The sequence below is a fragment of the Pseudomonas sp. NFACC37-1 genome, from assembly GCF_900101575.1.
In the GTDB taxonomy this organism is placed as follows: domain Bacteria; phylum Pseudomonadota; class Gammaproteobacteria; order Pseudomonadales; family Pseudomonadaceae; genus Aquipseudomonas; species Aquipseudomonas fluorescens_AA.
Window position 1 is genome coordinate 60,129 of the sequence record NZ_FMUZ01000019.1, and the last position, 25,927, is coordinate 86,055.

16 protein-coding genes are annotated in these 25,927 nt (G+C 61.2%); 9 read left to right on the top strand and 7 right to left on the bottom strand.

The annotated features are described in order from the left end of the window. Positions 1-161: 161 nt before the first annotated feature. On the top strand, positions 162-791 hold the full coding sequence (locus BLP82_RS19220; protein WP_060739142.1) for a LysE family translocator: 630 nt from the start codon (positions 162-164) through the stop codon (positions 789-791). Between the two features lie 46 nt (positions 792-837). On the opposite strand, the gene BLP82_RS19225 is transcribed toward BLP82_RS19220, so the two are convergent. After that, entirely contained in the window at positions 838-1,455 is a 618-nt protein-coding gene (locus tag BLP82_RS19225; protein ID WP_092171593.1) for a CatB-related O-acetyltransferase, read from the bottom strand. Further along, positions 1,452-2,366: a glycosyltransferase family 2 protein gene (locus BLP82_RS19230; RefSeq protein WP_092171597.1), complete on the bottom strand. Its 915-nt coding sequence runs from the start codon at positions 2,364-2,366 to the stop codon at positions 1,452-1,454. Before BLP82_RS19230 ends, BLP82_RS19225 begins: the two co-directional genes overlap by 4 nt. Before the next feature lie 269 nt (positions 2,367-2,635). On the opposite strand from BLP82_RS19230, the gene BLP82_RS19235 reads away from it, so the two are divergent. From BLP82_RS19235 to BLP82_RS19255, 5 genes are all read left to right on the top strand, one after another. Further along, complete coding sequence (locus tag BLP82_RS19235) at positions 2,636-4,318, top strand: fatty acid--CoA ligase (RefSeq protein WP_092171602.1); 1,683 nt, start codon at positions 2,636-2,638, stop codon at positions 4,316-4,318. A 331-nt stretch (positions 4,319-4,649) separates the two neighbouring features. Next, positions 4,650-6,506: a DUF1302 domain-containing protein gene (locus BLP82_RS19240; RefSeq protein WP_092171606.1), complete on the top strand. Its 1,857-nt coding sequence runs from the start codon at positions 4,650-4,652 to the stop codon at positions 6,504-6,506. 25 nt (positions 6,507-6,531) lie between these two features. Beyond that, positions 6,532-7,896, top strand: a complete 1,365-nt coding sequence (locus tag BLP82_RS19245; protein ID WP_092171610.1) for a DUF1329 domain-containing protein — start codon at positions 6,532-6,534, stop codon at positions 7,894-7,896. A gap of 372 nt (positions 7,897-8,268) precedes the next feature. After that, complete coding sequence (locus BLP82_RS19250) at positions 8,269-11,004, top strand: winged helix-turn-helix domain-containing protein (protein WP_092171614.1); 2,736 nt, start codon at positions 8,269-8,271, stop codon at positions 11,002-11,004. A 186-nt stretch (positions 11,005-11,190) separates the two neighbouring features. Beyond that, complete coding sequence (locus BLP82_RS19255) at positions 11,191-11,691, top strand: methylated-DNA--[protein]-cysteine S-methyltransferase (RefSeq protein ID WP_072410913.1); 501 nt, start codon at positions 11,191-11,193, stop codon at positions 11,689-11,691. A gap of 145 nt (positions 11,692-11,836) precedes the next feature. Here the strand turns inward: BLP82_RS19255 and BLP82_RS19265 are convergent, their stop codons facing one another. The 4 genes from BLP82_RS19265 to BLP82_RS19280 all read right to left on the bottom strand — a co-directional run bounded on the left by BLP82_RS19265 (position 11,837) and on the right by BLP82_RS19280 (position 16,728). Then, positions 11,837-13,744 carry an alkaline phosphatase D family protein gene (locus BLP82_RS19265; RefSeq protein WP_092171622.1) on the bottom strand — a complete coding sequence of 636 codons (1,908 nt, stop codon included), beginning with the start codon at positions 13,742-13,744 and terminating at the stop codon, positions 11,837-11,839. A gap of 135 nt (positions 13,745-13,879) precedes the next feature. Then, complete coding sequence (locus BLP82_RS19270) at positions 13,880-14,875, bottom strand: TRAP transporter substrate-binding protein (protein ID WP_092171626.1); 996 nt, start codon at positions 14,873-14,875, stop codon at positions 13,880-13,882. 215 nt (positions 14,876-15,090) lie between these two features. Next, complete coding sequence (locus BLP82_RS19275; RefSeq protein WP_092171630.1) at positions 15,091-16,140, bottom strand: hypothetical protein; 1,050 nt, start codon at positions 16,138-16,140, stop codon at positions 15,091-15,093. 171 nt (positions 16,141-16,311) lie between these two features. Beyond that, positions 16,312-16,728: a VOC family protein gene (locus tag BLP82_RS19280; RefSeq protein WP_092171634.1), complete on the bottom strand. Its 417-nt coding sequence runs from the start codon at positions 16,726-16,728 to the stop codon at positions 16,312-16,314. A gap of 324 nt (positions 16,729-17,052) precedes the next feature. Between BLP82_RS19280 and BLP82_RS19290 the strand changes: the two genes are divergently transcribed. Both BLP82_RS19290 and BLP82_RS19295 read left to right on the top strand, forming a co-directional pair. Further along, positions 17,053-17,586: a DUF4256 domain-containing protein gene (locus BLP82_RS19290; RefSeq protein WP_092171737.1), complete on the top strand. Its 534-nt coding sequence runs from the start codon at positions 17,053-17,055 to the stop codon at positions 17,584-17,586. A gap of 201 nt (positions 17,587-17,787) precedes the next feature. Continuing rightward, entirely contained in the window at positions 17,788-18,387 is a 600-nt protein-coding gene (locus BLP82_RS19295) for a hypothetical protein (protein ID WP_092171643.1), read from the top strand. 223 nt (positions 18,388-18,610) lie between these two features. On the opposite strand, the gene BLP82_RS19300 is transcribed toward BLP82_RS19295, so the two are convergent. Next, positions 18,611-20,119, bottom strand: a complete 1,509-nt coding sequence (locus BLP82_RS19300; RefSeq protein ID WP_092171646.1) for a hypothetical protein — start codon at positions 20,117-20,119, stop codon at positions 18,611-18,613. Between the two features lie 415 nt (positions 20,120-20,534). On the opposite strand from BLP82_RS19300, the gene BLP82_RS19305 reads away from it, so the two are divergent. Next, a partial coding sequence (locus BLP82_RS19305; RefSeq protein WP_092171650.1) for a two-partner secretion domain-containing protein occupies positions 20,535-25,927 on the top strand: 5,393 nt, incomplete at its 3' end.

The following is a 25,927-nucleotide window of genomic DNA, read 5'->3' on the forward strand; positions in this document are numbered from 1 at the left end:
GAAACAGTCCCAAAAGCCCTGGAAATGATTTTTGCCTGACACACCGAGTGTTCAAGTATCAGGGCTGCTTCGCGGCCCAGCGGGGATAAATCCCCTCGCCACATGTCCACTCTCCAAAAAGTTGATGTTCGTTTCGAGATTGAGTTAGCCAAGGAGCCCCTATGTACCTCACCGAATTCCTCACCGTCGCCCTGATCCACCTGCTGGCTGTTGCCAGTCCCGGGCCGGATTTTGCCGTGGTGGTGCGCGAAAGCGTGACCCATGGCCGACGCGCCGGGACCTGGACGGCGCTGGGCGTCGGCACGGCGATTTTCCTGCACGTGGGCTATTCGTTGCTGGGCATCGGCCTGATCGTGTCGCAATCGATCGTGCTGTTCAACGCGCTGAAGTGGGCCGCTGCCGCGTACCTGCTGTACATCGGCTTCAAGGCACTGCGGGCGCAACCGGCCAAGCCGGCCGAGGAAAACCTGCACAAGGAAGTCGGTGAGCGGACTGCCCGTGGCGCATTCATTTCGGGCTTCGTCACCAACGGCCTGAACCCCAAGGCGACGCTGTTTTTCCTGTCGCTGTTCACTGTGGTGATCAACCCGCATACGCCGTTGGCGATCCAGGCCGGTTACGGCGTGTACCTGGCGGTGGCGACGGCCGTCTGGTTCTGCCTGGTGGCGCTGTTGTTCAGCCAGCAACGGGTGCGCGCCGGTTTCGCGCGCATGGGCCACTGGTTCGACCGGACCATGGGCGCGGTGCTCGTTGCCATCGGCGTGAAGCTGGCGTTTACCGAGGCGCACTGACCGTTGCGCGCTGTCCTTTGATCGCTTCCACGCGCAGGTGGGGCGATCAATGCCGCTGGCGGGCGTAATCCAGAAAAGCGTCGATGTTGTCACTGCACAGCAGGGGTGACACCGCCTTGACCTCTTCCATCGGCCATTCCCACCAGGCCGACTCCAGCAGGGCCTGACGCACCGGCTCCTCGAAGCGCCAGCGAATGAACCGGCACGGGTTGCCGCCCACCATGGCGTAAGGCTCGACATCGCGCGTCACCACCGCGCCGGCGGCGACCACGGCGCCATGGCCGATGGTTACGCCCGACAGGATCATCGCGTCAGCGCAGATCCAGCAGTCGCTGCCAATCACCACGTCGCCCTTGGTCGGGTTGCTGCCGGGAATGTGCCGGGCTTCATCGATCATCAGTGGGAATGGAAACGTGCTGACCCAGTCGGTGCGATGCCCACCGCCCAGCAGGATCTTCACCCCTTCGGCGATCGACGTATAGGAACCGACCTTGAGGACCGTGTCGTCGCCGAACTCCATCACCTCGGGAATGCCATACGTGCCCACCCCGACCTGGTATTTCGGATAGCGCAGACGGATTTTTTCCGGTGAGCGTTCGAGTTTTTCCAGGCGCTTGAGGTGCTTTCGGTCCTTTCGTTCCTTGAGTTTCTGCAAAAACTTCATGATTGGAACCTTGTCATCGGCCATCGCAAGACCAGTCGCTTGAAGCGCTTGAAACTGGTTTTGTTCCAGTGACGCCAGGGGATGCTGCGCAACAGCTGCCAGGCTTCTTTCCGGTCTTCGACCACGGCGTACTTCAGCGCCTTGTGCACCAGCACCGTACGGGCCGACTCGTAGGCGGGGTGATCCCGATAGGGCTCGATGGCCTGCAGGTCCGTCTTGAGCATCAAGCGGTATTTCCTCGACAGGTTATTGGGGTGGCGGCGATAGCGCGTGACGCAGATCGGTAGTTCATGGATTTCATAGCCCTGGCGGGCGATCCGCAGGGTGATCTGGAAATCCTGGACCCTTAGCTGCGGATCATAAAAACCGGCGTCCCGCAGGGCGCTCATGCGATACAGGGCCGTGGGCGCGCCGATGACCGCGGCGTTGCGCAGCAGGTCATCGAAGGTATGCACCTGAATGTGGTCGCGTTGCTGTTCCTTGATGGTCCGGCCATCGCTGTCCATGTAGATGATCAGCGCGCCGACACAGCCCACCTGCGGGTGTTCGTCCAGGTATCGGGCGCGGACCCCGATCGAATGGGGCAACATCACATCGTCAAGGTCCGGGGTGGCGACATACGTGCCCTTGGCATACTTCAGCCCGTGGTTGAGTGCCGCGCTCACGCCCTGGTTCTCCTGGGAGTAGAGCTGGAAATCGTAGGTCTGCTGCAACTGCCGGAGCATGGCCAGGCTGTCGTCGGTGGAGCCGTCGTCGACCACGATGACCTCAACGTTCCGGTAATCCTGGGCAAAGAGGCTGTGGATCGCTTCTTCCAAGTACTTCCCGGCGTTGTAGCAAGGGGCCACGATCGACACAAGCGGCGCACCTTGAGGCGCGGTGGCCTGGGAAGAGGTCAGTTCGGTGTTCATTATTTTCTGTCAAAAAGTGGTGGCATGCTGGAGACCTGCCAGGGCATTTCCCCGCAGGCTTTTGTAACAGGCGTGACACCTATGCTCGCTGTTGGATCCCGATCTGACAAGGTTTGGTTGCACAATGCTTGCGAAACCTGGGGGTGAGGTGGCTCTAGGCTAGTATTTGCGCGCGGATCAAATCATTCCTTTGGCTGATTTGATCCGTGTATAAGCGCTCTAGAGTGCTTGCTTCCAGCCAAGACCGTGCAGTCAGAAAAGGGACTCTTATGTTGCAGACTCGCGTTATTCCTCCCGCCGAAGGCGCCTATCAATACCCGCTGCTGATCAAGCGGCTGCTGATGTCCGGCACGCGTTACGAGAAAACCCGCGAGATCATCTACCGTGACCAGTTGCGCTACAGCTATCCGACGCTGATCGAACGGGTCGCGCGCCTGGCCAACGTGTTGACCGAGGCGGGGGTCAAGGCCGGCGATACCGTGGCGGTGATGGACTGGGACAGCCATCGCTACCTGGAATGCATGTTCGCGATCCCGATGATCGGCGCGGTGATCCACACCATCAACGTGCGCCTGTCACCGGAGCAGATCGTCTACACCATGAACCACGCCGAGGACCGCTTCGTGCTGGTCAACAGCGAGTTCGTCGGCTTGTACCAGGCGATAGCCGGGCACCTGACCACGGTGGACAAGACCCTGCTGCTGACCGACCTGCCGGAAAAAACCGCCGACCTGCCGAACCTGGTGGGTGAGTACGAGCAATTGCTGGCCGCCGCGGCGCCCACCTACGACTTCCAGGATTTCGACGAAAACTCCGTCGCCACCACGTTCTACACCACTGGCACCACGGGCAACCCCAAGGGCGTGTACTTCACCCATCGGCAACTGGTGCTGCACACCATGGGCGTGGCGACCATCATGGGGGCCATCGACAGCGTGCGGCTGCTGGGCACCAACGACGTGTACATGCCGATCACGCCAATGTTCCACGTCCACGCCTGGGGCCTGCCCTACGTGGCGACCATGCTCGGGCTCAAGCAGGTCTACCCGGGGCGCTACGACCCCGAATTCCTGGTTCGGCTGTGGCGCAAGGAAAAGGTCACCTTTTCCCATTGCGTGCCAACCATCCTGCAAATGGTCCTCAATGCCAAGGGCGCCCAGGACACCGACTTCGGCGGCTGGAAGATCGTCATCGGCGGCAGCGCCCTGAATCGCAGCCTGTACGAAGCGGCCAAGGCACGGGGCATCCAGCTCACTGCCGCCTACGGCATGTCGGAAACCGGCCCGCTGGTGTCCTGTGCCCACCTCAACGACGAATTGATGGCCGGCAGCGAGGACGAGCGCACCACCTACCGGATCAAGGCCGGCGTGCCGGGGCCGCTGGTGGAGGCGGCGATTGTCGACGCCGAGGGACGGTTCCTGCCCGCCGATGGCGAGACCCAGGGCGAACTGGTGCTGCGCGCGCCGTGGCTCACCGAAGGCTATTTCAACGAGCCGCAGAAGGGCGCCGAGCTCTGGGCCGGCGGCTGGCTGCACACCGGCGACGTTGCCACGCTGGACAACATGGGCTTCATCGACATCCGCGACCGCATCAAGGACGTGATCAAGACCGGTGGCGAATGGATCTCCTCCCTGGACCTGGAAGACCTCATCAGCCGTCATGCGGGGGTACGCGAAGTAGCAGTGGTCGGCATTCCCGATCCGCAGTGGGGCGAGCGGCCGTTTGCCTTGCTGGTGGTTCGAGAAGGGCATGAGATCGGGGCTCGCGAACTCAAGGAGCACCTCAAGCCGTTCGTCGAGCTGGGGCATTTGAGCAAGTGGGCGATCCCGAGCCAGATCGCCCTTGTTACGGAAATTCCCAAGACCAGCGTCGGCAAGCTCGACAAGAAGCGTATCCGCATCGACATCACCGAATGGCAGAGCAACAACAGCACCTTCCTGTCCACGCTTTAGGCCTTTTTGCCGTGCCCGAAAGGGCACGGCAGCCCCACCAAGCAAGCGCTTGCCTTGTCAAACCGCAAATTTCAGCCATCCTTGCCGTGCCGACATCTGTCGGCCTGGCGAAAGGACTGTTCCAGAGTGGTCGCGGGCTGCAAATCACACTTTAGAGGGATCAAGCCGTACTACCTGCTGGCTATAGTCCGCTCACGGATTCTCAAGAACGGGGCGCACGCACGAAAGGGCGATGCGACTTCGACGGATGTCGGGACGCTGCCGCTCCCTGCCGCCGAGGTGTTTTTGAAATGTCCATTGCCATAACAATAATGCACATGGAGTAGCGTCGATGACCTCAGCAACCACGTTCTGGCGCCGGGCAAAACTGCCTCTGGCGGTCAGTCTCGCCTCTTCGCTCGCCGGGCCAGCATTCGGCGTCAGTTTCAACATCGGTGAAATCGAAGGCCAGTTCGACTCGTCCCTGTCGGTCGGCGCGAGCTGGTCCACGGCCAAGGCCAACCGGGATCTGATCGGTGTCAACAATGGCGGCAAGGGTTTGTCGCAGACCTCCGACGACGGTCACTTGAACTTCAAGCGAGGGGAAACCTTCTCGAAGATCTTCAAGGGCATCCATGACCTGGAACTGAAGTACGGCGATACCGGCGTGTTCGTGCGCGGCAAGTACTGGTACGACTTCGAACTCAAGGACGAACACCGCCTGTACAAGGACATCAGCGACAGCAACCGCAAGGAAGGCGCCAAGTCCTCCGGCGGGCAGATCCTCGATGCGTTCGTCTACCACAACTATGCCATTGCCGATCAGCCAGGCTCCGTGCGCCTGGGCAAGCAAGTGGTCAGCTGGGGTGAAAGCACGTTCATCCAGGGCGGCATCAACTCCATCAACCCGGTCGACGTGTCCGCGTTCCGTCGTCCTGGCGCCGAGATCAAGGAAGGCCTGATCCCGGTCAACATGTTCTACGTGTCCCAGAGCCTGACCGACAATCTGTCGGCCGAGGCGTTCTACCAGATTGAATGGGACCAGACCGTGGTGGATAACTGCGGTACGTTCTTCTCCCAGCCGGATGTGATTGCCGACGGGTGCAACGATAACCTGCGGGTGTTGAACAAGCGTTCGACCATTCCGTTGCCGGGCGTCATTCTTCCAATATTGGAAGGCCAGGGGGTCGATATCAACGAAGAAGGCGTGCTGGTACGTCGTGGCCCGGACCGCGATGCCCGCGACAGCGGCCAGTGGGGCGCATCGTTGAAGTACATGTTCGAACCACTGGACACCGAGTTCGGTGCCTACTTCATGAATTACCACAGCCGTGCGCCGATTTTCAGTGCCCAGGGGGCTGCGCAGCAGTTCTACACTGCGGGGCCCATCGCGGCACTGCGTCCTCTGATCGTGGCGGGTAACTCCAACTACTTCGTCGAATACCCGGAAGATATCCGTCTCTATGGCCTGAGTTTCTCCACGACACTGCCTACCGGCACGGCATGGAGCGGTGAGATCAGCTATCGGCCGAATGCACCGGTGCAGTTGAGCACCACTGACATTCTCTTCGCCGGTGTGACGCCACTTCCCGGATTTGGTGATGCATCGGTGCTCCAGGGCACGCCGGGCCAAGACCTGCATGGCTATCGCCGTAAAGAGATCACTCAGTTCCAGACCACCTTCACGCACTTCCTGGATCAAGTCATGGGCGCCAGCCGCCTGACCCTGGTGGGTGAAATCGGGGTGACCCATGTTGGTGGCCTGGAAAGCAAATCCGACGCTCGTTATGGCCGTGATCCGGTGTTTGGGCCGGGTGAGCTGCCCAACGGCTTCTGTAACTCGCTCAATACGTCTACTGCTGCGGGGGGCGGCCAGACCATCAACGACGTCAACAGCAACTGCAACAACGACGGCTTCACCACCTCCACGTCCTGGGGCTACCGCGCTCGCGCCATCTGGGAATACCCGGACGTGTTCGCTGGCGTGAACCTCAAGCCCAACGTGGCCTGGTCCCATGACGTCAAAGGCTACTCGCCAGGCCCTGGTGGCAACTTCGAAGAAGGCCGCAAAGCCGTCAGCCTCGGGCTGGATGCCGAGTACCAGAACACCTACAACGCCAGCCTGGCCTACACCAACTTCTTTGGTGGCGACTTCAGCACCGTGGACGATCGCGATTTCCTGGCGCTCAGCGTCGGCGTGACCTTCTAAGCACCGTATTTCAGGACGACACACTATGAAAATAACAAAGAATCTGTTGCAGGTCGGTGTTCTGGGGTTATCCCTGCTGGCCGCCAGCGTCATGGCGGCAGTACCCGCGGCCGAGGCCGACAAGCTCGGCAAGAGCCTGACGCCGATGGGCGCCGAGATGGCCGGCAATGCCGATGGCTCGATCTCGGCCTGGAAACCCATGGCCAAGAATGCCGGTGCCGTGGACAGCAAGGGCTTCCTGGCCGATCCATTCCCGACTGAAAAACCGCTGTTCACCATCACTGCGCAGAACGTCGAGCAGTACAAGGACAAACTCGCCCCGGGCCAGTACGCGATGTTCAAGCGCTACCCGGAAACCTTCAAGATGCCGGTCTACCCGACCCATCGCGGCGCCACCGTGCCGGACGAGGTGTTCGCCTCCATCAAGAAAAATGCGGTCAACACCAAGCTGGTCTCCGGCGGCAACGGCCTGGAGAACTTCGAGACGGCCGTGCCGTTCCCGATTCCCCAGAGCGGCGTCGAAGTCATCTGGAACCACATCACTCGCTATCGCGGCGGCAGCGTGACGCGCCTGGTCACCCAGGCCACCCCGCAGCCCAACGGTTCGTACAGCCTGGTGTACTTCCGCGACCAGTTCGTGTTCCGCGACAAGATGAAGGATTTCGATCCGGCCAACCCTGGCAACATCCTGTTCTACTTCAAGCAGCAAGTGACCGCGCCGGCGCGCCTGGCCGGTGGCGTGCTGCTGGTGCACGAGACCCTGGACCAAGTGAAGGAGCCGCGTTCGGCGTGGGTCTACAACGCTGGCCAGCGCCGTGTGCGCCGTGCCCCGCAAGTGTCCTATGACGGCCCGGGTACCGCCGCCGACGGCCTGCGTACCTCCGACAACCTGGACATGTACAACGGCGCACCGGACCGCTACGACTGGAAACTGGAAGGCAAGAAAGAGCTGTACATCGCCGCCAACAGCTACCGGATCGATTCGCCGCAACTCAAGTACGCCGACATCATCAAGGCCGGCCACATCAACCAGGACCTGACCCGCTACGAGCTGCGTCGCGTCTGGCATGTGACCGCGACCCTGAAGGAAGGCCAGCGCCACATCTACGCCAAGCGTGACTTCTACATCGATGAAGACACCTGGCAAGCCGCGGTGATCGACCACTACGACGGTCGTGGCCAACTGTGGCGCGTGGCCGAGGCCCATGCCGAGAACTACTACGACAAGCAAGTGCCGTGGTACGCCCTGGAAACCCTCTACGACCTGCAGTCCGGCCGCTACCTGGCGCTGGGCATGAAGAACGAAGAGAAATCGGCCTACGACTTCGGCTTCACCGCCACCACCGCCGACTTCACCCCGAACGCACTGCGTCAGGACGGCATCCGCTAAACCGCTCCACCCGAGGCCGCATCCTCGAAACAACGCCCCGACTGGTTCGGGGCGTTGTTTTTGTGGGGCTAAACACAAATGAGGAGGTAAACACAAAGTTGTGGCGAGGGGATTTATCCCCGTTGGGTCGCGAAGCGGCCCTCGACCAGCCAACTCGGAGCGACAGGTCGGTGCCTTCAAGCTTTGGGGCCGCTTCGCGACCCAGCGGGGATAAATCCCCTCGCCACAGAAGTGATGCCACATACCTTTCAAGTTGAATCGACTTGTAGTCTTTTTGTAGCCATTTGTAGCACTCCCTTCAATACCTCCTCGTTTACCGCTAGTCTGCGGACATCTGCAACGCCGCCACCCGCATTCCTACAAGAGCCGGCCATGACTGATTTGTCTTCACTTCCGGATTCTGCCCGCGCAGCCATCGCGGTACAGGACGGGCGTTTCTACCGCCCGCCCTTGCCCGACGGCCATGTCGCGCGGCCGCGGTTGTGCGAGCGTTTGGCCGCTGGGCTTGGGGGCAGGTTGCTGTTGGTCAGTGCCCCGGCGGGGTTCGGTAAAAGCTCCCTGGCGGTGGAGTTCTGCCAGAGCCTGCCGGCCCATTGGCAAAGCCTCTGGCTGGGGCTCAGTGCCCGGGACAACGATCCGGGGCGTTTTCTGGAACGCTTGCTCGACGGGCTCCAGGCATTTTTCCCGCAACTGGGCGGCCGGGCGCTGGGGCTGCTGAAAATGCGCCAGCGCCATCAACCCTTTGCCTTCGAAGAATGGCTCGATGGCTTGCTGGACGAATTGTCCGCCCACTTATCGCCCCGCAATCCCTTGTTGCTGGTCCTCGACGATTACCACCTGGCCCAAAGCCCGGTGCTGGATCGCTCCCTGCAATTTTTCCTCAATCACCTGCCCGACGGTTTGCTGGTACTCGTCACCAGTCGCCAGCGCCCGGACTGGCACCTGGCGCGCCTGCGCCTGTCGCGGCAATTGCTCGAACTCAACGAGCAAGACCTGCGCCTGACCCATGACGAAGCCTTGACCCTGCTCCAGCATCACAGCAGCTCGTTGCGCGGCGAGGCGCTGGAAAACCTCATCCAGCGCAGTGAAGGCTGGGTGGCCGGGCTGCGGTTCTGGTTGCTGGCCGCCTCCGAAGCCGGCAGCGAAGGCCTGCTGCCCCAGGCCTTGCACGGTGGGGAGGGGTTGATCCGCGATTACCTGCTCGAAGAAGTCATCGATTGCCTGCCCGCCGAGGTGCAGGCGTTCCTCTACGACACGGCCCCTCAGGAACGCTTTTGCAGCGCGCTGTGCGATGCCGTGCGCGAAGCCCATGACAGTGGCGAAATCCTGCGTTACCTGGCGGCCCACCAGGTCTTCCTGGTACCGCTGGACGAGCACGGCCATTGGTACCGTTATCACCACTTGTTTTCCGACCTGCTGCGCAGTCGCCCCAGCGCGCCGGCCATGGTCCCGGCCGCGACCCTGCACCTGCGGGCCTGTCGCTGGTTCAACGCCCAGGGCCTGATCGACGAAGCCGTGGAACAGGCGTTGCGGGCCGGGCATCTGGACGTGGCGGCGAACCTGGTGCAGAACCTTTCGGAGGAGCAACTGCTGGCCGAGCAGAACGTCGGCATGTTGCTGCGCTGGAAAATGGATTTGCCCGACAGCCTGCTCATCAGCACGCCGCGGCTGATCGTGCTCTACAGCTGGGCATTGGGCCTGGCCTGCCAATTGGACGCCGCCGAAGAGCTGGCCGCGCACTTGAGTCGATTCCTGCCGGCGCCTTCGGCCACTGCGCAAAAATCCATGCTCGCCCAATGGCTGGCCCTGAGCGGCATCGTCGCCCGTGGCCGCGGTGATCGCGAGGCCACCCTGCGTTATTGCAGCGAAGCCCTGGAGAGCCTGCCGCAAAAACGCTACGGCCAGCGGCTGATGTGCCTGTCCACCTTGTCGAACCTGGCGATTGCCGACGGCGACCTGTGGCGCGCCCGGAACCTGAACCGCGATTCCCTGGAGCTGGCGCAGCGGGTCGGCAACCCATTGTTCGAGGCCCTGGCCCATTACGACCGTGCCCGGGTCTTGCAGGCGCGGGGGGAAATCCTGCGGGCGCTGGACGAAGTGCACCAGGGCCTGCAACGTTTGCATAAACTATCGCCCCAGCGGCTTTATGCGGTGCGGGCGCGGTTGATCATGTACGAGGGGTTCCTGCTGACCTTGCGCATGCAACCCCAGGTCGGCCTGGCGCGGTTGCAGGCAGGCCTCACCGAAGCCCGCGCCTGCCGCGACATCAGCGTGCTGATCGGTCATTGCGTGATCGCCCGTATCGAAGGCTATGGCGGTGAGTTCGCCCGGGCCTTTGCCGAACTGGCTGAAGCCGAGCGCCTGATGCACATCTGGGACGTTCCGCCGATCTATTACCTGGCGATGATTACCCTGGTCAAATGCGAGCTCTGGCTGGCCCAGGGGCGCACCGACCTGGCCGAAGCCTGGCTGGCCCGCTTGGGCCAGACCTACACCGGCGAGCGGGCCGCCGCGCCGCCGGAGTTCCACCCGCAACTGCCGCTGCACGTCGAATTGCAGCAGGCGGTGCTGGAATCCATCCGGGGTCAACCGATGCTTGCCGAAGGGCGACTCGATGCCCTGCTTGAACACGGCCAGCAAACCGGCCGGCAAATGCTCAGCGTGATGGCACTCAACCAAAAGGTCGCCTTGCTGTTGAGCGTCGGTCGTGAGCCCGAAGCCCGCCGTACCCTGGCCCAAGCTTTCGAAGCCGCCAGCGGCGGAGTGTTGCAGCCCTTCGAGTGGCTGTTTGGCAAGCACTGTGAATGGTTTCGCGAACAACTGCTGCACGCACCGCCCAGCACGTTGCGCGAACATCTGCTCGAACGCCTGCCCTCGACGGTGCCCCAGCCTGTCGACCCGGCGGCACCTGTCGAAACCCTCAGCAGTCGCGAGCGAGCGGTGTTGCAGCTGATTGCCCAAGGTTGTTCGAACCAGGAGATCAGCGAGCAATTGTTCATCTCGCTGCACACCGTCAAGACCCACGCCAGCCACATCAACAGCAAACTCGGCGTCGAGCGCCGCACCCAGGCGGTGGCGCGGGCGAAGGCGTTGGGGTTGTTGGGTTGAGCGAGGTTTTGGGAACGGCGAGAAAAACCTGTGGCGAGGGAGCTTGCTCCCGCTGGGCCTGTAGGAGCTGTCGAGTGCAGCGAGGCTGCGATCTTGTCCCAGGCAATTGAGTCGTAAGCGAAAGAATGAGATCAAAAGATCGCAGGCTTCGCCAGCTCCTACAGAACCTTGACAAGGAATCCCTCGATGTTGCCTCTGTACAAAACCATCCCGTCCCCCGTCGGCCAGTTGATCCTCGTCGCCCGGGAGACAAGATTGGCGGCCATCCTGTGGGAAAACGAGCGCCTCAACCGGGTGCGCCTGGGGCCTTTGGAAGAAGACACTCAGCATCCGGTTCTCAAGGAAACCGAACGTCAGTTGCTGGAGTACTTCGCCGGTCAGCGCCGCCGTTTCGAACTGGAGCTGGACTTTGCCGGCACTGATTTCCAGGTCCGAGTGTGGCAGGCCCTGTTGACCATTCCCTTCGGTGAAACCCGCAGTTACCGCGACATCGCCGTCCAGATCGGCCAACCGACCGCGGTCCGGGCGGTCGGCGCCGCCAACGGTCGCAACCCCATCTCGATCATCGCCCCGTGCCACCGCGTCATCGGCAGCTCCGGCAGCCTCACCGGCTTCGCTGGCGGCCTGGCGGCCAAACAACTGCTGCTCAGCCTCGAAGGCCAGCAGACCCTGCAGTTGGCGTTCTGACTGCTACTTCCCTGTGGGACTGTAGATTTTGCATCCATCCTCAATCCCCTGTGGGAGCGGGCTTGCTCGCGAAAGCGGAGTGTCAGGCAACTTATTTGGCGATTGATACACCGCTTTCGCGAGCAAGCCCGCTCCCACAATGTTTTCAGGCCGGTGGGGATTTTGGGGGCCGCATGCGTGTCGGTGGTTGGCCGTTGGCGTTGTGCTGGTAGATCTTCGTGGGCTGGCCCTGTTCGTTGAAGAACACCTGGCCAATGCCGGCGCTGTTCCACAACCGTTCGCCGGCTTCGGCGTGTTCCGGGGTGTGGGGGACGATGCGCATGCTGCGGCGCTTGGTGAACCAGTTCAGGGGCGAGCGCGGGGAGTAGAGCCAACGGTTCAGGCGGTCGAACCATTCCAGCAGCACGGGCGGGAACTCATTCTTGATGCCGCTGCTGGTGATCTGCCAGATGCGCGGGCCGCCCTTGCGGTGTGGGATCAGCACCTCGTAGACGAAGGAATAATGCACGTCCCCCGACAGCACCACGTAATTACCCGGTGTACGCGAGTGTCGGAAAATGTTCAGGATCACCTGGGCCGCGCCGCGATGGGCCATCCAGTTTTCCGCGTCCACCAGCAACGGATAACCGCACCAACTGAACACCCGCTGCACGGTCTCGATCAGCTTCACGCCGAAGATCGGCGCCGGTGAAACGATGATGGCCGAGGGGTGATCCAACAACTCTTGCTGCAACTCGCTCAGGGCTTCCCAATCCAGCAGGCCGGACGGTTGCTTGAGGGTGTTCTCACTGCGCCAGCGACGGGTGCGGGTGTCGAGCACCACCAGGGCCGGGGTGCTCGGCAGTACGTAATGCCACTGCTGGAAACCCAACAGGGTGTCGATCAATCGGTCCTGTGGTTCGCTGTCGAGGTAGCGATCTCGGGCAGTGTCGCTCAAGGCCAGGGTTTGCGGGAGCACGTCCGCAAAGGCATCCGGGTTGTTGCCCCAGCCTTGGCAGAGCATGTAGGCGATCAAGGCGTTGCCGATGATGCGCTTGGAGAACGGATGGCCGTAGGCCGTTTCCTCCCACTGCGCGGACAGATTCCAGTCATCGGTAATGTCGTGGTCGTCGAAAATCATCAGGCACGACAGGTGCGCAAATACCCGCGCCACGCCGCCCAGCCCGGTCTTGAACGCGTCGATGCGTCGCTGTTCCAGGGCGTAGCGCTGGCGCCGCTCGACGGTCAGTTCGGGGGGCTGCACAGCGATCAGTGTCCAGGGCACCGGCGACCACACCAGCAGGTACATCGCCATGACTTCGGCAAACGTCACCAAGTGATTATCGGCGCTGCTGCTGGTGAAGATCGGCTTGCGCGCCCCGCCGAAAAACCGCTCGCGCAGGGTTTCGTTGCTCTCCAGTGCCGGGAGCAAATCGGCGCGATGGTAATAACTGGCCGGATGTTGATAGAGCTTGGCGCTGTCTTCCACGACGGCGCCGTCCAGGCATTCCTCGAACAGCCCCAAGCGTTCGATCAGCCCATGAATCGCCCGCAGCATGGGCCCGGCGACGTCGTCGGCATAGACCTGGTCGCCACTCATCATCAGCAGTGCCGGGCGTTGCGCCGGGTTTTGCGCGAGCAGGCGGTCGACACAGAGCAGGCCATCGTTGGCCGGGTAATGGGGTTTGCGGCAGGAACCGTGAACCAATTGCTCGATACGCGAATGCAACATGAAGTTCGGGCACTGTGCGCCGTCATACAACAGATGCGGCGCCCACTCGGCGATGGGTGCGCCGTCCACCAGCAAGTCGTAGTCAATCGCCACGTCCCGGGGCAGGGGCGCGTCGAGCGTCACATCGATCAAGTGCACAAACGCCCGCTGCCCCACCGGCACCACGGTGCACCGTGATGCATCGAGTGCCAGGTCGCCGACACCGTCAATGCGCAGCGTCAACGCCAACGCTCGCGTGCCCACCAACCACATCACCAGGCGCGCAGGCTCCAGCCGCCGTAACAGCGGGCCGACCAGAACAGGGGGCAGGGCAAGGGCGATATCGGGGGTGGACGACAGCATCAGTGCTAAAAGCTCTGTTCAGGGAGAGGCGGGGATCATAACGCAATGTGTTGTGCAGCTGGGGATAGGGGGCGGCCACTTTTGTGGTGAGAGAGCAAGCTTCCTCACCACAGGAAAGTGTCAAGCCTGGTGGTGTTACTGGGCGCTGTTGGAAGCCTCGGCCGCCTTGATCAGGTCCGGACCGATCTCTTTCTCGAACTTCGCCCATACCGGTTTCATTCGTTCGCGCCAGACACTGCGTTCTTGCGGCGTGAGGGTGATGATCTCGGTGGTCTTGGCGTCCAGGACGTGCTTCTTGTCCTGTTGGTTGAAGCGTTCCGCTTCCTGGTTGGCATGGGCAGTGGATTCGACCACGATCTTCTCCAGCTCGCTGCGGATATCCGGCGGCAGGCCGTTCCAGAAGTCCGACGTGGTGATCAACATGTAGTCGAGTATGCCGTGGTTGGATTCGGTGACGTATTTCTGTACCTCATTGAGCTTCTGGTTGTAGAAGTTCGAATAGGTATTTTCCGTGCCGTTGACCAGGCCGGTGCGCAGCCCCTGGTACACCACCGAGAAAATCATCGGTTTGGCCTTGGCATCCACCGCCTTGAACTGCTCCTCCAGCACCGCAGAGGTCTGTATCCGGAACGTCAGGCCACGGGCATCCTCAGGGGTGCGCAATGGCTTGCTGGCCGACAGCTGCTTCATGCCGTTGTGCCAATAGGCCAGGCCGATGACGTTCTTGCTTTCCATGGACTTGAGCAGTTTCTGGCCCTCGGGGCTTTGCTGGAAACGGTCTACTGCAGCGATGTCGTCGAATAGAAAGGGTAAGTCGAACAGTTGCACGGTCTTGGTGTACTGATCGAACTTGGCCAGTGACCGCGCAATGATTTGCACCTCTCCCAGAAGCAGGGCTTCCATCTCCTTGTCATCGCCGTACAGCGTGGAGTTGGGGTAGACCTCGACCTTCACCTTGCCCGGCAGCCGCTCTTCCACCAGCTTCTTGAGCATCAACGCGCCCTGGCCCTTGGGCGTTTGGTCGCCTACCACGTGGGAGAACTTGATGACGATCGGCTCCGCCGCCATGACCGTGCCCCACACGCCGAAAGCCAGAGTGCAGGCGAACGCTTTCCATACAGGTTTGAGCATTGCGAAATTCCCTTTGCCTTTACATTCATCGTACGGGCTTCTTCGGAACCCGACGTACAGCAGACAACGTCAAGTCTAGGAGAAAAATCATCCACCGCTGGGTGACGTGTTCAGGCGGGCAAACCATCGGGCTTCTGCTGGATGTGGGCGGGTGTTCACGGCCCCCTTGTGGGAGCGAGCCTGCTCGCGATGACGGCGGTACAGCGCTGCTCCTGCTAGTTGCGCTTCCAGCACTCCGCAAACCTTGCACAAACCCCGTAGCGCTCATCCATCTGCGCCATCCTTTCCAGGTGATGACCTACCGCTTCGACCGTCACCCCGTTCCCGATCCGGAAGTATTCCACCATCATCGCGACATCCAGATCGATCTCGGCTTTCTCCGGCTTGGCATTGGCGGTTTTGGGCAACGCCCATTGTTCCAGCTGCTCATCCTTCACCTGCCGCAGGCGCGTCTGGTATTCGTCCTTGAAGCGTTCCAGCGAGCGCGCCTTGTTCTGCGCCATGTCATCGCCAAATGTCTTCAGGTTTTCCCGGTACAGCGTCCAGTAGTCAGGCGGCAGGTCGAAGCCGAGCTTGGCCTTGCGTTCGCTGATCAATGTGTCGAGTTTTTCTGGCGAATAAGACTCGACTTTTTCCTTGGCCGGATCGGCTTTCACGGTGACGACCAGGCTCTTCCCGATGACCCGGTTCATCAGCTCCAGGCGATGGGGCGTGTCCGGGTAGGTTTGGGGGAACAGCGCGTTGCGACCGGCGCAGGCGGGAAAATCTTTTTTCAGGATCGGGATCGGTGTGCGTACGTCCTTGCCGTCGACCCGTTGCAAGCGTTGCAACTGAGTCAGGCAGAGGTTCTTCTCGGACTTGAAGGTCACCTCGTATTCGGCATTGGCCTCGGGGGTAAAGTTGAAGCCCTTGCCGCACACGGCATAACCGCTGTTCATGTTGGTGCGCAGGTAAATCTGCTCGCCGGGCTTGAGCTTGACCTCCAGGTAGCCCTTGGCATCCTTGGGTGCCGGAACGCTCATCCCCACCCGCCGCGCGGTATCGCTCAGCAGCAGATTGTTGAGAATGCCCGTGGTTTGCCCGTCGCAATGGGCTGCATCGAAATAATCCAGCGTGGCGTTACTGGTATTGGCGACGAACCGCAACTTGGCGGCGTCCGGTTCGACGGCGTCGGGGTAACTGCCGTTGACGCTGCAACCGCCGAGCAATACGAACAACGCGGACAATGCTGACGATGGGACAAGACGGCGAGGCAGGGCGAGCATGAGTCATCCTTGAAGGATCGATAATGTGGGTGAATGCTACTGAAGTGCCACTATTGCGTCCACCGCCGACCTCCTGTGGGAGCAAGCTTGCTCGCGATGACGCCCGCACGGTCAACATCACCGATCCAGACACGAGCAAGCCCGCACAGGGGATTGCCCGCCAGTTGAAGCTCAGGGCTCCAGCGCCGGCCCCTTCAACTCGATCTGGTTGCCGTCCGGGTCGAAGCAGTAAATCGACCAGCCCTTGCCCTCCGCGCCATAGCGCATCTGCGCCTTCTCAACGCTCAGCCCCGCCGAAGCCAGATGCGCGAGGAGGGCTGGTTCATCGAACGGCTCGATTCGCAGGCACAAGTGATCGACATTGTGCCCCTGCTTTCCCGCTGCCGGTCCACCCTGGCGACCGAGAGGCCCGTCCACAGCAACCAGGTCAATCATCGAAACACCGGTGCCCAGATGAAGCATGCCTAGATCGTCCCGGCGCTTCTTCAACTCGCAACCGAGCACCGATGTGTAGAAAGCAAGGCTGCGCTCGAGGTCCTTTACACGCAGGACGATGTGGTCGATGCGTTGAATCGTGAAGTTCTTCATACGGGCCTCATGTGCTCAGTGATGGACGCCAGGGTTACTTCACCTTAGCCATTCATGCTGGAATGGCCTCGCAACAACAATCCTCCTGTGGGAACGAGCTTGCTCGCGATGACGCCATTTTAGCCTCCATTCGCCCAGTTCCTTTCCAGGTTTAACAATATCCAAGTCGGTCAATTCCTTGATCGCCCGGATGACGGTCATTTTTGCGTAGGAGAAGGACTGCTCGAAGGCCGCGCGAGTGACCGATAGTGGGTGACGCCATACTTTGATCAGGTATTGAATCAGCATAGTCGTGACGAAAAATTCGTATCGGTCACGCAACGCATAGGGAAGGATCTTGATGTTTTCCTGAAAACCCGCTTCGAACAAAACCTGAGTCGTCACCCAGACATCCCCTGGACCGACGTCCGGAACCGGCTCGAAAACAACCCCAATGCCCTGGAGTCCCTCCAAGCCCTGGACGCCACCGGCGGCGAGCCAGACGTGATCGGCCTCGATCCGAACACCGGCGCTGTCACCTTCTGCGATTGTGCCAAGGAAAGTCCGGCCGGTCGCCGGAGCCTTTGCTACGACCGCGCGGCCCTGGAGACGCGCAAGGAGAACAAGCCCAAAGGCAGTGCCATCGAAATGGCCGAAGAAATGGGCATCGCCCTGCTGACGGAAGAGCAGTACCGAGCCCTGCAAACGCTCGGCGAGTTTGATGCCAAGACATCCAGTTGGCTGGCAACCCCTCCAGAGCTTCGCTCGCTCGATGGGGAAATTTTTGGCGATTACCGGTATGGCCGGGTGTTCATCTACCACAATGGCGTGCAGTCGTATTACGCGGCGCGCGGGTTTCGCGGCGTGCTGCAGGTCTAGGCAAACCCGTGGCGTTAGCGAGTGGCCCACCGGATGGTTTGCCTCGCAGGTGGCTCTGTGTTTTTATACACGCGGGCACAAGTAGCCTCCCTGCTGCGATGGGAAATACGAAAAATCTAAGTGAACTTACCCACTTATTTAGCCACGGCAAGCAGCATGCTAGTCGAAGCTCGTCTTCGATTTGGCTAAAGGAGTGAAGCTATGTTCCTTTCAAACGCGGCCGAGTGTATTGACGATCTCAAAGGGTTGGCTCGGGTGTTGGTCATTGGTGAATACACCTATTGCCAACGACTCACCCACCTCTGCAAAGAGTTCGGTTTCAATGACTTCCATCACTTGCGCAAGGTCCTTGAGCGTCTACCTGACGACCAGATAGGCAATATCTCCACCACGCTGATGCGTCGGTATTGTGAGATGGCCCAACCCCAGCCAGGCGTTGCCTACTATGAGTTTCTCTCGGTCAACAACGACACCCGTCTAAGGTTTTACAGCCAATGGGCGGGTTGGGATAAATTCGGACAGGAAGTCAGGGTGCCCAGGCCGTTGCAGGGCGCGTCGGCACCCCGCTTGCGCAAGTCGCTGAACAAGACGGTCTTTATCGTAGAAACCGATCGCCAGTTAGTCGCGTGGCGCCATCGCTGGCATGGGCTGTGTTACATACCCGCCGAGCTGTGCAAAGAACACATGAAAGAAGCCTTCGAGCGAAAAAAGGCGGTCGTGAAAGGTATCCGCAATGAGGAGTTCCCTTTGCTGGAAGACTTCAGCGATAACTATGCGACGTGGTATCCGGTCATCGAGTAACTTCATGTGCAAAGGACTCTCAGGAGCCTAAGGCCAGTCAGCTAAGGATCAAACGACACAAAACCTGTGGGAGCAAAGATTGCTCGCGATGGCGGCAGCCCTGTCAATGGCGTTGTCGACTGCCTAACCCCAACCGCGAGCAAGCTTTGCTCCCACGGGTTGGGGCTTGACTGACTGGCATTACTCTCAGGAGTCCTTCTTTTTCGCCCGCAGCAAAGCCGCCTCACTCAAACAACAGAACCTCACCCCCCTTGGCCTCAACCATCTCGCTGAATTCCGGCAGCCGCGCCACAAACTCCGTCTCGAACGCCAGGTAGCGATCCTGCGCCGGTACATAACGAACATCTGGCTTGATCCGCGGAATGTCCTGGGTCGACAGCTTCACCACCTCGTTACTGTCCTGATTCCAGAACCACGCCAGCGTCTGCGACCCAAACGTATTGGCGCGATAATTCCACACCCACCAATCCCCATGCCCCCGGGCAACATAAAGCTGCCCATGAAAGGTACGCAACGTAATGACTTGCTTGGGCTGGGTGACGAGCAGGCGCGTGTCCTGGCGCAGTTCACTGCCGAAACCGTCCAACAGCGCCTTCGTCGTAGCGCCGGTCATGAAGTTGAAGCGCCACGCCAACAGCACCGTCTCCTGATAACCCGAATGCTCGACGTTCTGCCGCGCGCCTTCGCTGAACAGCAGGATCTCGTCACCCCCCAGGTAAGCCGTTGACGCCCTGAGTTTATAGCCCTCGGCGGGCATCGCCCGGGCGACGATGGCCTGGTGCGGCGGGTCTTGATTCCAGACCCAGCACTTTGGCCCATTGTGTTGCATGAACAGCAAACGACCAGGGCCGACGGGCAGGATCGTCAGTTCATCCGCGTACTCGAAAATCACTTCGCTGCTGTCCGCCGTGATCCGCCAGATCCGCGTCAAATGCTCGGGTTCGTAGATGCGCTGACGTTCGAATATCCCCGAGCCCACCACCACGCAGGGCTGTTCAAACTCCGGCCACTGCACCCCGACAGGCCCGAACGCCGCGATCTCATCGCCTTGACGAATTTCGTATTGGTAGCGGTCGTCCGCACTGTAATCGCCGCGTATGACCTGACGTTTCCACAGGCTGCGCCGGGCATCGGCATCGATGAGCTGAAGGTCTGCACCGTCCACGTCATCGGCTCGCTGTTCAAGCATGTCCTGTTCGGCGGGCGGCCACTGGTTGTAGTCGATCAGAAAGCACAACCACTGGTCTTCGTCCTGCTCGGTGATGGCGGCCCAACCGTTGCGGTAGTTGTATTCATGCACATAGGTGGCGCCGGGATAGTCATGGACTTCCTGCAACCACTTCACCTTGCCGCGCTTGGGCTTGGCCGGCTTGCGTTGGACGGCGTCAGGCTTGGGCGGCCCGATCAAACTCGCGGTGAACCTCGGCTCGCCGCGCTGGCCTTGCCAATGCCGGGCAAACGCCTCGCGCTGATCGACCGGGACAATCACCGGCCGATAATCGTCGCCACCGGCATCCAGGTTCCACAAGTCATAACCCTGACCCGCCAACACCGGCACCAGCGCCTCGAAACAGACCTCGGGCATCTCGTTGGACAACTCATCCAACAACGCCTCGAACCCCGGGCCGGCAAACACACCGATGTCGGGGTAGTAATGCTGCAACAGCCCGAGCAAGTCGCCACCCGGTGTTTTCCAATCGATATGAACCAACGGATCGAATTGCGATTGCATCACGCCTGTCTTCCCTGTGGTTTCTCTGCGGCCATCTTAGCTGCACACCGCCGAAGCCCCAAAGCGAAGATAGGCCGGGCACAGGCCACTGTGGGAGCGAGCTTGCTCGCGATAGGGCCGGGTCAGGCGACATCAATGGTGTCTGGTTTACCGCTATCGCGAGCACGCTCGCTCCCACAGGTATTCCAGTGTCGAACACCCTCCAGATCAAAAAAAATTCACTCAATCCCCTCAATCAAAAGCCGTGGGTGCTCCAGCAAAGGTATCACCCCGCTTACCGCAGACATGATGGAACGGAGCACTTTGGGATTTCGAGCCGTCATCCGTCCGGATGCGGTTTTCCATTTGATTTGTTGATTGCGAACCGCCTGATCATCGTGGCGCGGCCAGCCGTATTAAGGATGAGTGAACAAAAATGAACCGAGCTTACCGAGTAGTCTGGAATGCTGTGTTGGGCGCGTGGCAGGTGGCATCAGAGTTGGTCAAAAGCCAAGGCAAAGACAAAAGCCGCAAATCCCTCAGCCTGGTCATCGGCGTGGGTGGCGGGGTCTTCGCTTCGGTTGCCACGGCGGGAGCGTTACCGTCGGGCGGCAATATCGTGGCGGGTAACGGCAGTGTTCATCAGAACGGCAACAACATGGCCATTCATCAGGGTAGCGATAAGCTCGCAATTGACTGGCAGAGCTTCTCCATCGGCAAAGGCAACACCGTCCAGTTCATCCAGCCGGGCGCGGCGTCTGTCGCATTGAACCGCGTGTTGGGCTCGGATGTGTCGGTGATTCAGGGCGCACTGAAAGCCAACGGCCAAGTATTCCTGGTCAACCCCAACGGCGTCCTGTTTACCCCCGGTGCCCAGGTTGATGTAGGCGGCTTGGTCGCGTCCACGCTCAACATGACCACAGAAGACTTCCTCGCGGGCAACTACCGTTTCAGTGGCAACAGCACCGCCTCAGTGGTCAACCAGGGCAACATCAATGCCGCGCAAGGTGGCACCATTGCCCTGATCGCCGCAAAAATCGTCAACGAAGGCAACATCACCGCGAACAAGGGCAATGTGCTGCTGGGCGCCGGCAGTGTCGTGACGCTCGACCTGGGCGGGCCGGTGCAGTTGGAAGTGAAAGAAGGTGCGCTTCAAGCGTTGATCGAAAACGGCGGCGCCATTCGTGCCGATGCCGGCCGCATCCTGCTGACCGCCCGTGCGGCGGAAACCCTGGCGAGCACCGTCATCAACAACACCGGTTTGATCGAAGCCCGTTCCCTGGATATCGGTGAAAACGGCGTGGTGACGCTGATGGGGGATCAGGGCGGTGTGCAAGTCGCCGGGCGAATCGATGTGTCCTCCGAGACCGGCAAGGGCGGCAAGATCGTCGTGACCGGCGAGCGTGTCGCGATCAACGGCGGCGCTGAGCTCGACGCCACCGGCGCCAAGGGCGGCGGCGACATTTATGTGGGCGGTAGCTGGCAAGGCAAGGACCCGGCGATCAAGCAGGCCAGCCAGACCACCATCGCCGCCGGTGCCGTGCTCGATGCATCGGCGACCGACAACGGCAAGGGCGGTACCGTGGTGGCCTGGTCGGATACCAAGAAGCCGGGCAGTGTGACGCGGGTGGATGGCACGCTGAAAGCCACCGGCGGTGCCAAGGGCGGCGACGGCGGCAAGATCGAGACCAGCGGTGCCAAGCTGGCGGTGAGCAAAGCCGCCGATGCTTCGGCCAAGAACGGCAAGGGTGGCTTGTGGTTGCTCGACCCGGACAGTGTCACCGTGGGGCCGGGTAATGGAGGGCTGACGGGCGGCGCCAACGGCCAAGCCGCCACGGTCGGTTTCGACGCGATCGACACCGCCCTGGCCGGCGGCACCGATGTGGCAATCAAGGCCGACAACACCATTCACTGGAACGGCGACTACACCCCGCAGGGCGTCAGCGGCGACCGGACGCTGACGTTGCAGTCGGGACACGACGACGGCGCAACAGGCCGTTATGTCTTCGGCAATATCTTCCTCAACGGTGACATCGATGCCAGCGGCGCTGGCAATGGCAACAGCCTGGCGTTGATTCTCAACGGCAAAATCGCGCTCAACACCGACGTCAGTTTGAAGAGCAACGGCGGCAATGTCGTATTTGCCGGCGTGGTGGACTCCGATGCGGTTGCCAACAACCGCGAACTGCGCGTCGATGCCGGTTCGGGCTCGATCATCTTCAGCGACATGGTCGGCGGTAACAGCGCGCTGGGCGCTCTGTATGCGACCACCAGTGGCGCCGGCAAGACGTTTATCAACGGCGCAAAAGTCTTCACCCGCGGCGAGCAGGTCTACACCGGTGCGGTTGAGCTGGGCACTTCACAATTCCTGAACGCCGACTTCGAAAATGGCCTGGTCGGGTGGAAGACCTCCATCGACCAGTTCTTCACGGGCGTCACCGTGGTGGATGGCGTGGTCTCGCCCAATGACCCGACGTTGCCGACGACCTCGCCCACGAACGGCAATGCGCCGAGCGTTTCCCCAGGCGACCAGGGCAACATGAATTACAAACCCCTCACCCCGGTCGCTGCCGCTGGCCAAGGCAAGGACGGCGGCGCCGCGCTGCTGCTGGGGACCGAGAATACCTCCAACTGCCTCAACGCCCCCGCCGGCTGCATCATGCGTGGCCCTTCGGTCGTGAGCGAGGGCACGGTCTCCCTGGCCGCCGGGGAAAAGGTCAGCTTCGATTACAAACCGGTCGCGGGCGGCGATACCTACGATGTCTTTGGCTACCTGTTGAACGTCAATACCGGCGAATACCAGATCATCCTGAATGAAACGGGTAACGGCACGGGGGCGGTGAACTGGCAAAGCCACACGGCTACGGCCGACAAGGCCGGCACGTACAAATTCGTGTTCGTCTCGGGCAGTTTCGACCAGACCGCCGGCAAGCAGGTCGGTGGCTCGCTGTACGTTGACAACATCAAGACCGACACTTCGGGCAGCAAGGGCCTGCAAGGCAGCTCCATCACGTTCAACGGCAGCCTCAACAGCACCGACAACAATCTGGCCATCAAGGCGGACGACATCAACTTCAACGGCGGCGCCGGCAGTGTCACCGGCAATGGCAGCATCGCCCTTGAGACCAACACGCCGAGCAAAAACATCGCAGTGGGCGGCAGCACTGGCGACGCCCCCGGTTCGTTGGAACTGACCGGCACCGACATCGGCGCGCTGGGCGACGGGTTCACCTCCGTCAACATCGGCGGCGCGGACATGACCGGTGACATCAACATCATCGAAGCGACCCGCATCAACGACAACCTCGTCCTCAATGCCGGCACCGGCAATATCCACATCAACGACCAGCTGACCGTGGCCGACGCCCCGGGCACCGGTAACGATGACACCAAGCCGGCCCCCGTCCTGGTGTTGCAGAGCAACGGCGGCAAGGTCGACCAGACCGCCGGCGGCGCCCTTGTCGCCGATGGCCTGGTGCTGCTGGGCGATGGCGCCACCCATGACCTCGACAACGCGGCCAATGACGTCAACACCATCGCCAGCGACACCGGCACGGTCAGCTTTGCCGATGTCGATGACCTGACCGTCGGCGTTGTAACCATTCCCGATAGCCAGACCCCGACAAACCCGCAAGGCGTGCCGGTCGCCGGCATGACCCAGACCGGCGACCTGAACCTTGTCGCGGACACCCTCACGGTTGGCCAGGCCCTGCTCACCCAGGGCGATACAAGCCTGACCGCCGACGAAATCGATCTCGCCGCGAGCGTTTCCGGTAGCGGCAGTCTCACCCTGCAGCAGAAGACCGATGGCCTGGACATCCACCTGGGCGGCAGCGATGACCCGGAGGTGACCGGGCCTAGCGATCCGTTGGTGCTGTCCGGCGCTGACCTGGCCAACATCCAGGATGGCTTCGACAAGGTCGTCATCGGCAACGACAAGACGCGCAACATCACCGTCGACGATGAAGGCGCGACGTTCAAGGACGATCTGGCCCTGGTCGCCAACGGCGTCCTGGACCTGCTGGGCGATCTGATGCTCAAGGATCCCGAAGGCACCGACGAAGACGGCACCACCGGCAAGGGGCTGACGCTGAGCGTCGACGCGGGCCAAGGTGCGACTCAGGGAGCTGGCGCGACCATTACCGCAGACGAATTGGCCTTGCGCGGCGAAGGTGACTTCCAGCTGGGCAAGGGCGGGCATGACGTGGGTGTCATTGCCGCCGATGTCGGCAGCCTGGCATTTGCCGGCAACGGCAACCTGACGGTGGGCACCGTGGACGGTACTGTGGGGATTACCTCCGATGAAGCGGTCACCCTGAAAACCGATCACGACCTGACGTTGGTAAAAGGCATCACTATAGAAAACGGCCCTCGCGACGATGCCAGCCAGGGCCAGACCCGTGCCGACGACATCATCACCCTGGAAGTGGCGGGCAACACCACCCAGTCCGGCGACGCCGGGGCCAAGCTGGATGCCAGCGGCCTGGTGCTGCTGGGCGGCAATTACGCGCTGGGCAACACCGGCAACGTGATTGGCGATATCGCTAGCGCGGCGGGCAAGGTCCAATTCAACAACAGCGCAGACCTCAAGGTGGGTTCGCTGACCGCGACCCATGCCGACGGCACGCAGACAACCATCACCGGGGTGAACAACACCGGCGACGTCAGCATCGGCACCCAAGGTGACTTGGCGATCGACGAAGGGCTGACCACCAGCGGCAATGTGTTCCTCAATGTCGACGGCAAGACCACCCAGGATGCCAACGGCAACATCACCGCCGACGGCCTGGCCCTCAATGGCGGCGACTTCGAGTTGCGCAACAACGGCAACGTGGTGGGTGACATCGCCAGCGAGGCGGGCAAGGTCGCTTTCAACAACACCGGTAACCTGAAGGTCGGCACGCTGACCGAAACCGATGGCAACGGCAACGTGGTGAAAGTCACCACTGGTGTGAACAACACCGGCGACGTCAGCATCGGCACTCAAGGGAATTTGGCGATCAACGAAGGGCTAGCCACCACCGGCAATGTGTTCCTGAACATCGGCGGCAAGACCACCCAGGATGGCAACGGCAACATCACCGCCGACGGCCTGGCCCTCAACGGTGGCGACTTCGAGTTGCGCAACAACGGCAACGTGGTGGGCGACATCGCCAGCGAGGCGGGCAAGGTCGCCTTCAACAACACCGGCAACTTGAAGGTCGGCACACTGACCGAAACCGACGGCAACGGCAACGTCGTGAAGGTCACCACTGGTGTGAACAACACCGGCGATGTCAGCATCGGCACCCAAGGTGACTTGGCGATCAACGAAGGGCTGGCCACCCGCGGCAATGTGTTCCTCAACGTCGACGGCAAGACCACCCAGGATGGCAACGGCAACATCAGCGCCGACGGCCTGGCCCTCAACGGTGGCGAATTCGAGTTGCGCAACAACGGCAACGTGGTGGGTGACATCGCCAGTGAGGCAGGCAAGGTCGCCTTCAACAACACCGGTAACCTGAAAGTCGGCACGCTGACCGAGACCGACGGCAACGGTAATGTGATCAAGGTCACCACTGGTGTGAACAACACCGGCGACGTCAGCATCGGTACCCAAGGTGACTTGGCGATCAACGAAGGGCTGGCCACCCGCGGCAATGTGTTCCTGAACATCGACGGCAAGACCACCCAGGATGCCAACGGCAACATCACCGCCGACGGCTTGGCCCTCAACGGTGGCGACTTCGAGTTACGCAACAACGGCAACGTGGTGGGTGATATTGCCAGCGCGGCGGGCAAGGTCGCTTTCAATAACACCGGTAACCTGAAGGTCGGCACGCTGACCGA

Coding starts and splice junctions, on each gene's coding strand:
- BLP82_RS19220 (WP_060739142.1), top strand. CDS start 162: ATGTACCTCACCGAATTCCTCACCGTCGCCCTGATCCACCTGCTGGCT.
- BLP82_RS19225 (WP_092171593.1), bottom strand. CDS start 1,455: ATGAAGTTTTTGCAGAAACTCAAGGAACGAAAGGACCGAAAGCACCTC.
- BLP82_RS19230 (WP_092171597.1), bottom strand. CDS start 2,366: ATGAACACCGAACTGACCTCTTCCCAGGCCACCGCGCCTCAAGGTGCG.
- BLP82_RS19235 (WP_092171602.1), top strand. CDS start 2,636: ATGTTGCAGACTCGCGTTATTCCTCCCGCCGAAGGCGCCTATCAATAC.
- BLP82_RS19240 (WP_092171606.1), top strand. CDS start 4,650: ATGACCTCAGCAACCACGTTCTGGCGCCGGGCAAAACTGCCTCTGGCG.
- BLP82_RS19245 (WP_092171610.1), top strand. CDS start 6,532: ATGAAAATAACAAAGAATCTGTTGCAGGTCGGTGTTCTGGGGTTATCC.
- BLP82_RS19250 (WP_092171614.1), top strand. CDS start 8,269: ATGACTGATTTGTCTTCACTTCCGGATTCTGCCCGCGCAGCCATCGCG.
- BLP82_RS19255 (WP_072410913.1), top strand. CDS start 11,191: ATGTTGCCTCTGTACAAAACCATCCCGTCCCCCGTCGGCCAGTTGATC.
- BLP82_RS19265 (WP_092171622.1), bottom strand. CDS start 13,744: ATGCTGTCGTCCACCCCCGATATCGCCCTTGCCCTGCCCCCTGTTCTG.
- BLP82_RS19270 (WP_092171626.1), bottom strand. CDS start 14,875: ATGCTCAAACCTGTATGGAAAGCGTTCGCCTGCACTCTGGCTTTCGGC.
- BLP82_RS19275 (WP_092171630.1), bottom strand. CDS start 16,140: ATGCTCGCCCTGCCTCGCCGTCTTGTCCCATCGTCAGCATTGTCCGCG.
- BLP82_RS19280 (WP_092171634.1), bottom strand. CDS start 16,728: ATGAAGAACTTCACGATTCAACGCATCGACCACATCGTCCTGCGTGTA.
- BLP82_RS19295 (WP_092171643.1), top strand. CDS start 17,788: ATGTTCCTTTCAAACGCGGCCGAGTGTATTGACGATCTCAAAGGGTTG.
- BLP82_RS19300 (WP_092171646.1), bottom strand. CDS start 20,119: ATGCAATCGCAATTCGATCCGTTGGTTCATATCGATTGGAAAACACCG.